At 56.3% G+C, this 14,336-nt stretch carries 11 protein-coding genes; 7 read left to right on the forward strand and 4 right to left on the reverse strand.

The genetic code is table 11. The annotated features are described in order from the left end of the window. Window positions 1–214, reverse strand: a 214-nt coding sequence (locus WBC85_RS05270; protein WP_424433696.1) for a hypothetical protein, incomplete at its 3' end; no start/stop codon positions are given. Then, window positions 211–1,464 (reverse strand): efflux RND transporter periplasmic adaptor subunit, encoded by a 1,254-nt coding sequence (locus WBC85_RS05275; protein WP_424433698.1) that lies wholly within the window; start codon window positions 1,462–1,464, stop codon window positions 211–213. The genes WBC85_RS05270 and WBC85_RS05275, both read right to left, overlap by 4 nt. Window positions 1,465–1,715: 251 nt before the next feature. Here WBC85_RS05275 and WBC85_RS05280 point away from each other — a divergent pair, with 251 nt between their 5' ends. From WBC85_RS05280 to WBC85_RS05295, 4 genes are all read left to right on the forward strand, one after another. Then, entirely contained in the window at window positions 1,716–2,390 is a 675-nt protein-coding gene (locus WBC85_RS05280) for a tetratricopeptide repeat protein (protein ID WP_424433700.1), read from the forward strand. Window positions 2,391–2,446: 56 nt separating this feature from the next. Next, complete coding sequence (locus WBC85_RS05285) at window positions 2,447–3,769, forward strand: PQQ-binding-like beta-propeller repeat protein (protein ID WP_424433702.1); 1,323 nt, start codon at window positions 2,447–2,449, stop codon at window positions 3,767–3,769. 98 nt (window positions 3,770–3,867) lie between these two features. Continuing rightward, window positions 3,868–5,337: a ribosome biogenesis GTPase Der gene (gene der / locus WBC85_RS05290; RefSeq protein WP_424433704.1), complete on the forward strand. Its 1,470-nt coding sequence runs from the start codon at window positions 3,868–3,870 to the stop codon at window positions 5,335–5,337. 99 nt (window positions 5,338–5,436) lie between these two features. Continuing rightward, a complete protein-coding gene (locus WBC85_RS05295; RefSeq protein WP_424433706.1) occupies window positions 5,437–6,579 on the forward strand; it encodes a DUF2235 domain-containing protein in 1,143 nt (380 codons plus the stop codon). A 51-nt stretch (window positions 6,580–6,630) separates the two neighbouring features. Here the strand turns inward: WBC85_RS05295 and serS are convergent, their stop codons facing one another. Together serS and WBC85_RS05305 are read right to left on the reverse strand one after the other, a co-directional pair. Beyond that, on the reverse strand, window positions 6,631–7,923 hold the full coding sequence (gene serS, locus WBC85_RS05300) for a serine--tRNA ligase (RefSeq protein WP_424433708.1): 1,293 nt from the start codon (window positions 7,921–7,923) through the stop codon (window positions 6,631–6,633). Window positions 7,924–8,019: 96 nt separating this feature from the next. Then, a complete protein-coding gene (locus WBC85_RS05305) occupies window positions 8,020–8,937 on the reverse strand; it encodes a LysR family transcriptional regulator (RefSeq protein WP_424433710.1) in 918 nt (305 codons plus the stop codon). Between the two features lie 167 nt (window positions 8,938–9,104). Between WBC85_RS05305 and WBC85_RS05310 the strand changes: the two genes are divergently transcribed. From WBC85_RS05310 to murI, 3 genes are all read left to right on the forward strand, one after another. Beyond that, entirely contained in the window at window positions 9,105–12,506 is a 3,402-nt protein-coding gene (locus tag WBC85_RS05310; RefSeq protein WP_424433713.1) for an indolepyruvate ferredoxin oxidoreductase family protein, read from the forward strand. A gap of 81 nt (window positions 12,507–12,587) precedes the next feature. After that, a complete protein-coding gene (locus WBC85_RS05315; RefSeq protein ID WP_424433718.1) occupies window positions 12,588–13,472 on the forward strand; it encodes a lysophospholipid acyltransferase family protein in 885 nt (294 codons plus the stop codon). Window positions 13,473–13,510: 38 nt separating this feature from the next. After that, the gene (gene murI, locus WBC85_RS05320; RefSeq protein WP_424433720.1) at window positions 13,511–14,323 is read left to right on the forward strand and encodes a glutamate racemase; all 813 of its coding nucleotides are present in this window, start codon (window positions 13,511–13,513) and stop codon (window positions 14,321–14,323) included. Window positions 14,324–14,336 lie beyond the last annotated feature (13 nt).

Here is a 14,336-nt window from a genome sequence, read left to right on the forward strand (position 1 = left end):
GCTCGGATTCCATGGGTTTGACCAACAAGGTTTCACTATCGGCGGCTGAAATGCCGGGGAAGGGCACCGAAACAAAGAGAGCAGGTATTTCGATATCCGGCTCACCCTCTTTGGGTAGACCCCAATAGGCAAAGCCCCCAACCAGAAGGGTGAGGGCGATAAAGGCTAGAACCATGCGGGCCCGTTCAGCGGCCCAATCGACGATACCAGTCATTCCTTTGGCTCCTCAAAGGTGGGGGTCACGGCGACGCCATCCACCACATATTCCTGTCCGATCGTGATGACATCGGCCTTTTCTGGCAGGCCGGACACCCAAACCCCTTTGGCCGTGTCGCGCAACAGCTTGAGCGCAACAAATTCTGCGCGGCCATCGCCGCTTATCGTTCTGACACCCAGGTCGCCATCATCATTCAGGGTTAGCGCGGATTGCGGTAGCAAATGCGCCTTGGTGCCATCAGCGGAAACGATGATTTCCGCCGTTTGACCATCGCGGATGCTAAGGTCTTTGTTCGGCACCTGGATTTCTACACGAAAGGTCCGCGTTGTTTGATCGGCAGAGCGCGACAGGAACGTGACGCGGCCCTGAACCTCTTGGCCCCCTGCAAGGCGCGCACCCGAAAGGGCACCGATTTCGATGCGGTCCACTTCGGTTTCCGGAACGAAGCCAACCAGCTTGATCGGGTCAAGCTGCAAAACCGTCGCGCAAAGCCCGCCCGGTTGCAGCAAGCTACCAAGTTCTGATGTGTCGGTTTCCAGCAATCCCTCGAATGGTGCCGTGACTTGCAGGCGGTCGATGTCTTTTTGAACAGCCGCAATCGCGGCCTCTGCGCTTTGAATCGCAGCGCCCGTGCTTTCCAACCCGCTTTTTGCAGAGGCCACTCCAGCCTCGGCAGCGCGCACGCTCGCTTGGGCCGAAGCAACGCGCGTTTCGGAGGCAAAGCCGCCCTGGCTTAGTTTCGAGGCAGCGTTGTCATTGATTTTGGCCTCATCGAGACGGGCCATCGCCTCATCCACGCGGGCTTGTGTTTCGGGGATGCGTGCCTTGGCCTCGGCCAGACGTGCTTCTGCTTCGGCAAGGGATGCGCTGCGTGTACCAGCATCAAGGTGGCACAAAAGCTGACCATTGCTTACGTAGGTCCCTTTGCGCAATGGCTCTGAAATCACCTGTCCAGACGTTTCTGCGCGCACCTGAACCATTCTTGCCGCTTCGGTCTGGCCGCGCAGAATGACCGCGCTGTCGATTTGCTGCGCAACGGATTTCACCGCGTAGACACGAATGCTATCACTCTCAGCGTCCGCTTCATCCGGTGCCGTGGCGGTGACCACGTCAGAGGCCTCTGTCGTTGATTGCGGGTCTTCGGCCGCGTCTGCTTGGGCGAATGACAAAAGCTCGTCGCGCTCAAATACGAGCAAATACAAGAAGGCCGTCACCAGCACTGCGGTAATAATTGGAATGATTTTCATCTGGGACAGTTCCTAACACATCTTATCAAACGGCCGTGCAAACCTATCAGTTGGACATAGCGAGATAGTTTAAAAGTTCAATATCACATAAGTATTTAGCTAAACTCACCAGTTCAGTTTGATCCATTTGCGTCACCAAAGCCACATTTATTCATGCGCCAAAGTGCGCGCAATAAATGGCAAGCGTATGACCAGCCCTTGGCAGGGCTGTGACATCGCGATAAGAGAGGCAAAAAGCAGGGGTTTGAGGCGTGAGTGACACCGACAGTTTTATTGAAGAAGTAAGCGAAGAGGTCCGCCGCGACCGTTTGTTCGGGTTGATGAAGCGCTACGGCTGGATCGCGATCGTCGCTGTATTGGCCTTGGTCGGCGGCGCTGCCTGGAATGAATGGAACAAAGCGCAGGCCCGTGCCAAGGCACAAAGCGCAGGCGATGCAATTCTGGCTGCGCTTGAAGCGGATGAGCCAGGCGCGCGCATTACCGCACTACAATCCGTGCAAGATCAAGATATTACACAGGGCGCGAAAGCCGTCGTAGCGCTTTTGCAAGCTGCGGAGCAGGGGTCAGACAACGATCCTGCCGGCGCGCAAGCTGCGCTTGAGAAAATTGCGAGCGATGGCAGCTTGCCAGAGATCTATCGCCAGATTGCATCGTTCAAAGCGGCGAGCCGTTCTGATGGTGCGCTCAGCGCTGAAGAGCGCCAGATTCGCTTTGAGGCGCTTAGCGCGCCCGGCATGGCGCTGCGCTTGCTTGCGCTCGAGCAAATGGCGCTGCTTGATATAGACGCGGGCGACACCGAAGCTGCGCTGGAAAAGCTGCAAGGGATCGTTGTTGACGCAGAAGTCACAGCGGGCTTGCGTCAGCGCGCGACACAACTCATTATCGCGCTAGGCGCGGAACCGGAAACTCTTGTCGGTCAGAATTAAGCCGATAAACCGAGCCCGCGACAGACGGGAAGCACTTTCAAAGGGGGCTTTGAGCAGTGACGACAGCTAAATGGATCATGGCAGGTGTGGCAGCAGCAGTGCTGGCAGGCTGTGCCGAAGAGGACATCATTCTACCTGGCAAACGCGAAGATTTGCGCGCGCCCTTCGGGGAAGTGTCCGATGATCGTGTGCGCACCGAAAGCACCGTTCAAAAGATTTCCCTGCCAAAGCAGGTGAGCAATGCCAACTGGACGCACCGCATTGGTAGCCCGGAGACGCGCACGTCCCATCCCGCACTGGCAAGCCAACTGACAGGCGTGCAGTGGTCCACCAACATCGGTGAGGGCGACAGCCGACGTCACCGGATCACCGCCGATCCTGTGGTTGCTAACGGGCGCATCTTTGTGATGGACGCGAAAAGCACCGTCACAGCAGTCTCGCTTAATGGTGAAAAGCTTTGGTCCGTTGACCTGACACCGCCGCGCGATCAGCAAAACGACGCGGGTGGCGGCGGTTTGGCCTTTGGCGACGGTAAATTGATCGTGTCCTCGGGCTTTGGTAAAGTGCGTGCGCTTGATCCGGCAAGCGGTGCGGAAATCTGGCTGCAAGACCTTGATGCCCCGGCGACGGGGACACCATCCGTTTCACGCGGTTTGGTCTATGTGGTGTCTGGTGACAACGTCGCTTGGGCGATTAATAGCGATACGGGCCGTGTCGAGTGGCAGCTTGATGGTGCCACTGACGTGTCAAATGTTTCAGGCGGCCCTGCGCCGGCCGTCGGGGATGATCTGGTGATCTTCGCCTTTGGCTCTGGTGAAATGCAGGCGGCCTTCCGCAAAGGTGGTCTGCGCCGCTGGGATGCAACCGTTGCCGGGCAGCGCCGCGGCATTGCGGCCAGCACCATCAGCGATATCACGGGCGATCCCGTGATCGCGGGCAATACTGTTTTCGCAGGAAGCCACTCCGGACGCATCGTCGCGGTAAACGCGGACAGCGGTTCGCGCATTTGGACCGCAAAAGACGGTGCTTTGGGCCCGGTTTGGCCTGCGGGTGGTTCGATCTTTGCTGTGACAGACCGCAATGAACTGGTGCGCCTTGACGGCGAGACGGGCACGCGGATTTGGGGCACCAAACTGCCGTTCTTTGTTAAGGAAGATCGCCATCGCCGTGTTGAAATCGTTGCCCATTATGGTCCGATCATTGCGGGCGGGCGCGTGCTTGTCGCCTCCAACGATGGTTTGATTCGCAGCTTTGATCCGACATCGGGCGCACAGGTCAGTGCAGTAGAAATTCCGGGCGGCGCATCGACCAACCCCGTTGTTGCGGCTGGCACGCTATATGTTGTCTCCCGCAATGGGGTGCTGCACGCAATTCGCTAAAGCACAGGTGCACGGCGTCGTGCGCCTGATGAAGCCTCTTTCGCGCATCGCTGTTCTAGGTTAGAGCGGCCCTCTGAGCTATTTTTTGGAGCTTTTCAATGAGCTTTACCCTTGCCATCGTGGGCCGCCCGAATGTGGGTAAATCCACGCTTTTCAATCGCCTTGTCGGCAAACGACTGGCCTTGGTTGACGATCAACCAGGTGTGACGCGTGATTTGCGCGAAGGCGAAGCGCGCCTTGCCGACCTGCGCTTTACCGTTATTGACACGGCAGGGCTGGAAGAGGCGACGGACGAAAGCCTGCAAGGGCGAATGCGCCGTTTGACAGAGCGTGCGGTTGATATGGCTGACATCTGCCTCTTTATGATCGACGCACGCCAAGGCGTAACGCCTGCGGATCAGGTGTTTGCCGAAATTCTGCGCAAGCGGTCCGCGCATGTGATCCTTGCTGCGAACAAGGGCGAAGGCTCTGCCGCGGATGCAGGTGTGATCGAGGCCTATTCTCTGGGTTTGGGCGAACCGATCCGTTTGTCTGCGGAACATGGTGAAGGTCTGAATGATCTTTATTCCCAGCTAATGCCGCTTGCGGATGGCTTTGCCGAACGCGCCGCGGATCTGGCACCTGAAACAGACGTTGAGCTGGATGAAGATGCTGAATGGAACGAAGACGCGCCATTTGTCATGCCCACGGCGCGAAAGCCGATGCAGATCGCAGTGGTTGGACGTCCGAATGCGGGTAAGTCCACGCTCATTAACAACATTATGGGTGATGAGCGTTTGTTGACGGGGCCAGAAGCAGGCATAACGCGCGACGCGATTTCACTGCGTACCGAGTGGCTTGGCACGCATATCCGTATCTTTGACACGGCGGGTATGCGCAAAAAGGCCAAGGTGCAGGACAAGCTGGAAAAGCTGTCCGTGTCCGATGGTTTGCGCGCGGTCAAATTTGCCGAGGTTGTGGTCGTTCTGCTTGATGCAGCGATCCCGTTCGAGCAGCAGGATTTGCGCATCGCCGACCTTGCAGAGCGCGAAGGGCGTGCTGTGATCGTCGCGGTGAACAAATGGGACATCGAGGAAGACAAGCAGGACAAGCTGCGCGATCTGCGCGAGAGTTTCGAGCGGCTTTTGCCGCAACTGCGCGGCGCGCCATTGGTGACTGTGTCTGCCAAAACGGGCCGTGGTCTGGACCGTTTGCACGATGCCATCATGCGCGCTTATGAAACTTGGAACCGCCGCGTTCCTACAGCCGCGCTTAACCGCTGGCTTGCTGGCATGGTCGAGGCGCATCCGCCCCCCGCACCAGCAGGCAAACGTATCAAGCTGCGTTATATGACGCAGGCCAAAACACGCCCGCCGGGATTTGTGGTGATGTGTTCTCTGCCTGACAAAATGAGCGAGAGTTATTCGCGTTATCTGGTCAACGGTTTGCGCGTGGATTTCGATATGCCCGGAACGCCGATCCGTTTGTACATGCGCTCGCAGAACGATGCGAACCCATACAAGAATCGCAAGAAAGCTGCGCCGTCGAAGCTGCGCAAGCATTTGACGCCACATCACAAAGACAAATAGCGCGAAACAAACGTGAAAATCGTCGCAAGCTGCCGTGTTTCGGTGGCTTGCGCCCGTAATGTCGCTAGGCTGCCTTAAGGTTAACCAAAGGGGCTGGTGATGAAGCGCATTGCAATATTCTGTGACGGAACCTGGAATTTGGCTGATCGCAAGGATCAGCAAACCAATGTTGTGCAGCTTGCCCAAGCGGTGGAAACGACGGCGTCTGACGGGATCAAACAGGTTCCGCTTTATATTCGGGGTGTCGGGACGGGGCGTGGGTCGAACGCGATTTCGCGTACGACGGACAAATGGCTTGGCGGTGCGCTTGGCTGGGGGCTGGAGCGCAATGTCGAGGACGCCTATCGGCGGTTGATCTGGCTTTATGAGCCGGGGGATCAAATTTTCATCTTTGGCTTTTCACGCGGTGCCTATACGGCGCGCTCTCTTGCGGGCTTGTTGCGCAAAGCCGGGATTTTGCCGCGTGCGGATGTGGATAAAGTCGGCAAAGCGATGGAGCTCTATCGCATGCGCGGCGACGAAAACGCCCCGGATGAACACGGAATTCAAAACCAGCGTGCAGCGCTATCGCCGGATGTGGCGACGTCGCGGGATGATTTAAAAAAGCGCGATAAGCCTGCTAAATTGCTGCAAATTTCCTACTTGGGCATATGGGATACCGTCGGTGCCTTGGGTCTGCCGGGGTTCTTGGGGCTTGTCGCCAAGCTGACAAACAAGAAATACGCGTTTCACGATATGAAGCTAAGCTCTTCGGTTCTGTCTGCCTATCACGCGGTTGCGCTGGATGAGCGGCGCAAGGCCTATCCGCCATCGCTGTGGGAGAACCTGCCAACACTGAACACGCTTTCGATAAAGGGTGATGCGCCCTATCAGCAGAAGTGGTTTGCGGGGGATCACGGATCAATTGGCGGCGGCGGTGAAGTGCGCGGTTTATCTGCGTTAACCTTTGGCTGGATCGCGCAGGGGGCAATCAACCAAGGTCTTGAGTTGAATGCAGACTATCTGAAAAATATTGAAGGCCTGTGCAACCCTGCGGATCGTGTGAACAAAAACCCGCTTGGGATACTCTCGAAGATCGGGTTTTTGAATGCTGATCGTGAAGGGCCAAAATACGTCGCAGATGTTCACCCAAGCGTCATCGACAAGATTGTTCTGGGGGGCAAGAACAGCGATGGGGATTATCGCCCGGGCAGCTTACGCCGCATGTGGGAATTGCTGCCGGGTTTGCTGCCGCAAAAATAAGCAAAGACGCCCCCGGAAGATAAAGACGAGGGCGTCTAAGGCTAAAAACTGTTACGCGAGTTTGCCATCGCTGCCGAGCACTGTCTTGCCGCCAAGGTATGGGGCAAGAACGTCTGGCAGTTTGACCGATCCATCGCTTTGCTGGCCGTTTTCCAGCACCGCAATCAGGCAACGCCCGACGGCAAGGCCAGAACCGTTCAGCGTATGGACGAACTGGGGTTTGCCGCCATCGTCCGCCTTGAACCTTGCATTCATGCGGCGCGCCTGGAAGTCACCTGTCGTAGAAACCGAACTAATCTCGCGGTAGGCGTTCTGACCGGGCAACCAGGCCTCAATGTCAAAGGTGCGGCGCGCGCCGAACCCCATATCGCCCGTGCACAAAAGAACGGTGCGATAAGGTACGCCCAGCGCTTCAAGCAGACCTTCCGCACAGGCGAGCATACGCTTTTGTTCATTGTCACTTTCGTCAGGGTGGGTGATCGAAACCATTTCCACCTTTTCAAACTGGTGCTGGCGCAGCATGCCTGAGGTATCACGTCCCGCGCTTCCCGCTTCCGAGCGGAAGCAAAGCGTGTGTGCTGTCATGCGGATTGGAAGGTCTTTTTCGGCCAAAACATCGCCCGCAACGGAATAGGTCAGCGGCACTTCGGACGTTGGCACCAGCCACCAGCCATTTGTGGTTTGATAGCTGTCTTCGCCAAATTTGGGCAGCTTGTCGGTGCCATACATCGCTTCATCGCGCACAAGAACGGGGCTGTTGACCTCTGTCAACGCGTTCTTATCCACATGGGTGTCGATCATGAATTGCGCCAAAGCGCGGTGAATGCGGGCGACTGCGCCCTTTAGCATGACAAAGCGCGCACCTGAAATTTTAGCGGCTGTGTCGAAATCCATAGAGGCGGCGACGCCCGTGAGTTCAAAGTGTTCTTTCGCGGCAAAATCAAAGCTGGGCACATCGCCCCAGCGCTTTACTTCGACGTTGTCTTCCTCATCCGCGCCCATTGGCACGTCTTCGGCAGGCTGGTTAGGGATGCGTGCGAGCATGTCGGTAAGCTTGGCGTCGTTCTGCTTGGCTTCTTCATTCAGCGCGGCGACCGCGGCTTTCTTTTCAGCGACGAGCGCGCGAAGGCGTTCAAATTCAGCCTCATCACCAGAGGCTTTTGCAGCGCCCACAAGTTTGGAGGCTTTGTTCTGCTCGGCCTGTGCTTCTTCGGCGGCTTGAATTTTGGCGCGGCGCGCCGCGTCAACCTCCAGCAATTGCGCGGACAGGGGTGCATCCCCGCGGCGTGCGAGAGCCGCGTCAAATGCGGTTGGGTTTTCACGTATTGCGCGAATATCATGCATAATGTCTGTCCTTGGCCGAGTCGCAGTTTTGCGCGTTATGCCTGAGCCAGCGGCAAGGGTGAAGCAAGATCGCAATCCCTAAAAGACATTGCCGTGTTAGAGCGCGCTTTTCAAAGCCGCCTGTTCTTTTTGGTGGCGGCGGTATGTAATGATTTCATCCTGCACGAAATCACGAAAAACCTGAATGCGTTTGGATTGGCGCAGCTCTTCCGGATAGGCGAGGAACACAGGCACTTCGTTCGAGCTCAGATCAGGCAAGACGCGAACCAGATCAGGGAAGTCTTGCGTGACATAGTCGGGCAACATGCCAATGCCGAGACTGTTCAATGTGGCCTGCAACACGCCGAAGTAGTTGTTCACGGTCAACATGGACGGCACATCATACGCGAGCAGATGCTGAACCATCATCAAACCTGCGCTTACCTGGGCGGAGCGGGGATTTTGGCAGATCAAACGATGCTTGCCAATGTCTTCGATCCGCTCTGGTGCGCCGCGCTTAGCGATATATTCGGGCGAAGCATATAGCTGCATATGCACTGTCATCAGACGTTTGCGAATAAGATCGGCTTGACTTGGCTCTTTCATGCGAATGGCAACATCGGCCTCGCGCATCGGCAGATCGAGCACTTTTTCTTCGAGCATCAGATCAATTTTGAGATCGGGATATTTTTCATAAAGCTGGGGCAGGCGCGGTGCGAGCCAGAGCGAGCCGAAACCAGTTGTCGTGGTCACGCGCAATTCGCCAAAGACTTCTTCTTCGCTATCCTTGATGCGGGCCTCAGCGGCGTCGAGACGTTTTATCATCGCGCTGGTTGCATCAAACAGCAATTCGCCTTGCTCGGTAAGAATCAACCCACGGGCATGGCGGTGAAACAGGGTGGTGTTCAGGCTTTCTTCCAAGCCGCGGATCTGGCGGGATACCGCAGATTGCGACAAATGCAGGGTGTCACCCGCATGGGTCAGACTGCCGACATCGGCGACTGCGTGAAATATTCGAAGCTTGTCCCAGTCCATCCCGGCAATTTTCCTGCTGTTGGATTTAATGTTTGCGCAATCACTCCATACCTGAGCTAGAGCCACACATCAACGTGACGTAACGGGGAAAAATTAGATATACAGGTCAGCTTTTATGACCTAGATTTGTGGTAAGCTGATATTGCGTTTACCCCGGGAGGACTACGATGAGCCTGCAAAAGACATCACTGAACGATAAGTTTGATCTTGAGAAAGAGCAGGTTCTGCTAAATGGCACGCAGGCTCTGGTGCGTTTGATGCTGATGCAAAAGGCACGCGATACCCGGGCAGGTCTGAACACGGCGGGCTATGTGACGGGCTATCGTGGATCACCGCTTGGGGCGGTGGATTTCCAGATGACGCGCGCTGCGAAGTTTCTTGGCGCCGCGGATGTTAAATTTGAAGAAGGGTTGAATGAGGATCTGGCTGCGACGGCGCTTTGGGGCGCGCAGCAGGCAGAACTGCGCGGTGAAGGTAAGTTCGACGGCGTGTTCGGGCTTTGGTACGGCAAGGGACCGGGCGTTGATCGTACCGGCGATGTCATGCGCCACGCCAATATGGCAGGAACGTCTGCAAATGGCGGCGTGCTGATGGCTATGGGCGACGATCACACAGGCGAGAGCAGCACTGTGCTGCACCAATCCGAATTTGCATTGATCGATTCCTATATGCCCGTGGTCAGCCCCGCAGGTGTGCAGGAGATGATGGATTACGGACTATACGGCTATGCGCTTTCGCGCTTTGCTGGGGTATGGGTTGGCCTGAAAACGATGAAAGATACGGTCGAGGTCACATCTGTCGTCAATGGCGATCCGCATCGGTTGAGTTTCATCGAACCTGAGTTTGACATGCCAAAGGGCGGTTTGAACATTCGACTGCTGGATGACCGTCATATGCAAGAGGCGCGTTTGCTTGATTACAAACGCAAGGCCGCTGAAGCATTCAGCCACGCTAACAAGATGGACAAACGGGTTTGGGGCAAGCCCGGCGCGAAGATCGGTTTTGTTGCTGCCGGCAAAAACTGGCTTGATCTGGTGCATGCACTGTCTTTGCTTAACATTGATGCGGCGGAAGCAGAGCGCATTGGCCTGACCACATATAAGGTCGGGCAGACATGGCCGATGGATATGAAGGGCTTTTCCGAGTGGGCCGAAGGGCTGGACGTTATTGTTGTCGTTGAAGAAAAGCGCAAACTGATCGAAGTGCAGATCAAAGAGGCGATCTTTGACAATAGAAACGGACGTAGGGTTTACGGCGAAAAACGCGAAGGCGTTGAAATGTTCCCTGTGCGCGGGGCCTTAGAGCCGATCATGATTGCGGAGAACCTCGGTTCGATCCTGACGGATGAGGGCTGTGGCACCGACGGGATCAAGGCCGGGCTTGCCATGCTGGACGAGGCGCGGCGCGCGGATAACGCGCCCGAGCTTGCAGCGCGCTTGCCGTATTTCTGTTCGGGCTGCCCGCATAATTCATCGACCAAAGTACCGGAAGGTAGCCGCGCTTATGCGGGTATCGGCTGTCACTTCATGGTGCAATGGATGGAACGGGATACGCTTGGATTTACTCATATGGGCGGCGAAGGGGCCAACTGGATTGGCGAAGCGCCGTTTTCCACGCGCAAGCACGTGTTCCAGAATTTGGGTGATGGCACCTATAACCACTCTGGCATTCAGGCGATCCGCGCGGCTGTCGCTGCGGGTACGACAATGACCTACAAGATCCTTTATAACGATGCAGTCGCTATGACGGGCGGGCAGGGCAACGACGGGGGCCTTGATGCACCGCGTATCGCACGCGAAGTGGCGGCGATGGGGGTGAGCGATCTCGCGATTGTCTATGATGAAAAGGAAGATGTGCAGGCAAGCGCCTTTCCAAAAGGCATTGCGATGTTTGAAAGAGCCGATCTGCAAAAGGTGCAAGAGGATTTTTCCAGGAAAGAGGGCGTTTCTGTCATCCTTTATATCCAGACCTGCGCCGCAGAAAAACGTCGCCGTCGCAAGCGTGGAACGTTCCCGGACCCAGATAAACGCGTGTTCATTAACCCTGATGTCTGTGAAGGCTGCGGTGATTGCGGTGTGCAAAGCAACTGCGTATCCATTGTACCGCATGAAACCGAGCTTGGCCGAAAGCGCGCGATCGATCAATCCAGTTGCAACAAGGATTTTTCCTGCGTGAACGGGTTTTGCCCGTCTTTTGTGACGATCAAAGGCGCGACGCCGCGCAAGGCTGCGACGGCCAGTTTGAACCTGCCTGATCTACCGATGCCTGAACTGCCTGCGATCAAGGGCACACATAATGTGGTGATTACGGGCGTTGGCGGCACGGGTGTCGTGACGCTTGGTGCCTTGCTTGCGCAGGCGGCGCAGCTTGACGGCAAGGGCGCTGGTATGATGGAAATGGCCGGCCTCGCGCAAAAGGGCGGCGCGGTGCATATCCATTGCCGCATTGCGGAGCGGCCCGAAGATATCTCGGCCATTCGCGTGGCAACAGGCGAAGCCCATGCGCTTATCGGCGGCGATCTGGTGGTCAGCGCTGGCGCTGCGACGCTTGGCCTGACCAAAGCGGGGCAAACGGGCGCTGTTGTGAACAGCCACGAGATCATCACAGGCGATTTTACCCGCAATACGGAATTCAAAATTCCGTCCGAGCAACTTGCTTTGGCGCTGACGGCACGCCTTCGCGAAAAGGTTGACCTGTTCGATGCGTCTGAACTTGCCCGCGTTGTGCTTGGTGATGCAATCTTTTCCAACATGTTGGTGTTTGGCGCGGCTTGGCAGCGTGGATTGATCCCGCTCTCGCTGGACGCACTACAGGAGGCGATCCGCATGAACGGGGCGGCGGTCGAAAAGAACCTCTATGCCTTCGATGTCGGGCGTTGGGCGGTCCTGTACCCTGACGAGGCGGCCAAAGTGGGCGCGCCGAAAGTGGTGGCGCTGCCTAAGAGCGTCGATGAAATGATCGCGTTCCGCGCGGATCATCTGACGCAGTATCAAAGCAATCGCCTTGCAAAACGTTATCGCAAGCTGGTGGAGCGCGTGGAACCTGCGTCGCTGAAAGAGGCTGTTGCGAAGGGCTATCATAAGCTGCTGAGTTACAAGGATGAATACGAAGTCGCGCGCCTGCATCTAGGCACCGCTGAAAAGGCGAAAGAGGCTTTCGAGGGGGATTTGGAGTTCACCTATCACCTCGCACCACCTTTGATGAGCAAATTAGGTGCAAACGGGCGTCCGCTGAAGAAAGAGTATGGTGCGTCCATGCTAAAAGGGTTCAAGCTTTTGGCGAAAATGAAACGCCTGCGCGGAACGCCGTTTGATCCTTTCGGACGTACAGCAGAGCGTAAAATGGAGCGCGCGCTCATCAGGCAATATGAGGCTGATATGAAAGAGGTGCTGGGCGCCGTTACGCCTGCGACGCTAGAGCCGATTATTGCTTTGGCAGAGCTGCCTTTGTCGATCCGTGGCTTTGGGCCTGTAAAAGAAGCGAATGAACGCAAAGCGTCCAAACGGCGCGAAGAGTTGTTAAGCCTCATTCGGGCGGGTGGTGAAAAAATGGCAACAGCTGCGCAATAAGTGCCTGATGACGCTTGGTCACATTGCTTTTACTTTGGAGTGTTCTAAAAGACGCGCAGCATTCTGTTATAGGCCAGTGAAATGAACCAACACGTCGCTAGAGAGATCAGTTATGCCCACAGCGCACGCACGCGTGCAGGGCGCGTGGTTATCCGCACGATGGAAAACACAACGGGTCGTATCGGCCTTATCCGCCGCGCCAGGGGTTATGAGCAGGATGTGGCCAATGGCCGTGATTTTTGGGAGGTCATGGCAGAGCGCTATGGGCTTTCGCTGGATGTAATGTCTGGCGAACTGTCCAACATTCCAAAAAGCGGACCATTGATTTTGATCGCCAACCACCCTTACGGGATTCTGGACGGGCTGATGATGGGGCTGATCCTGTCACGCACGCGCGGTGATTTTCGCATCATGGCGAATAACGTTTTTCAAAAGGCCGAAGTGCTGAACCGCATCATTTTGCCAGTTTCTTTCGATGAAACGAAGGAGGCAATGCGCCTGAATCTGGAGACGCGCAAGACTGCGCTGGAGTATCTGGGGCAGGGCGGCGCGATGGGGATTTTCCCGGGCGGTACGGTATCGACGGCGACGCGCCCGCTGGGCATGCCGCTTGATCCGGGCTGGCGGGCCTTTACCGCGCGCATGGTTGCCAAGTCCGGCGCGACGGTTGTGCCGGTGTTTTTTGATGGGCACACCAGTCGTTTGTTCCAGATTGCAAGTCATTTGCATTCAACGCTGCGCTTGGGCCTGTTGATTAAAGAGTTCAAAAAGCGTGTCGATGAACCTGTGCGCGTTGCAATCGGCAAGCCTATAGATCCACGCGAAATTGAAGCACGTTCAAAAGACGCGCCAGCGATGATGGATTTCCTGCGACAATCCACGTATGAGCTGTCACCAAAGCCCCTTGACGCTGCGTGTTACGGGCATGAATTTGATAAGAAGCGCAAAGCGCAAGGTCGGGCATAGGGGCGTAAGCTCCTGAGCGAATAGGCGAAGGAAGCAAAATGGCCATTGGGATTTTTGATAGCGGGCTTGGTGGTTTAACCGTTTTGGATGCTGCGCGCACGCGTTTGCCCGACATGCCTTTTGTTTATTACGCCGATAGCGCGCATGCGCCCTACGGTGTGCGCAGCCCTGATGATATTTATCAGTTGACCAAATCCGCGGTGGAATACCTGTGGAGCAACGGCTGCGATCTGGTGGTTCTGGCCTGCAACACGGCTTCGGCGGCGGCTTTGCGCCGTATGCAAGAAGCGGGCGTCCCGGATGGGAAACGTGTTCTTGGCGTCTTCGTTCCGTTGATCGAAGCGCTGACAGAGCGTGAGTGGGGCGATAATTCGCCCCCGCGCGAAGTCGCTGTGACCGAAGTCGCGCTTTTTGCAACGCCTGCAACTGTGGCAAGCCGCGCATTCCAGCGCGAATTGGCCTTTCGCGCTATCGGCGTAGACGTAGAGGCGCAAGCCTGCGGCGGTGTGGTCGATGCCATCGAGGACGGTGACATGATCCTGGCAGAGGCCTTGGTGCGCTCGCATGTTGATGCGCTGAAACGCAAAATGCCAAAGCCGCAAGCTGCCATTCTGGGCTGCACACACTATCCGTTGATGCAGGAACAATTCCAGGCGGCCCTAGGCGAAGATGTGACGGTTTATTCGCAGGCCAATCTTGTTGCGGAAAGCCTTGCTGATTATATCACACGCAGACCCGAATTCATCGGTTCTGGCAAAACCCATCGCTATTTCACCAGCGGTGAACCCGCGCGCGTGAGCGACCGTGCAACCCAATTTATGCGACGAGAAATCTCTTTTGAAAAAGCCTGACACAAGAGACATT

It is taken from the genome of Planktotalea sp., from assembly GCF_049680325.1.
Classification (GTDB): domain Bacteria; phylum Pseudomonadota; class Alphaproteobacteria; order Rhodobacterales; family Rhodobacteraceae; genus Planktotalea.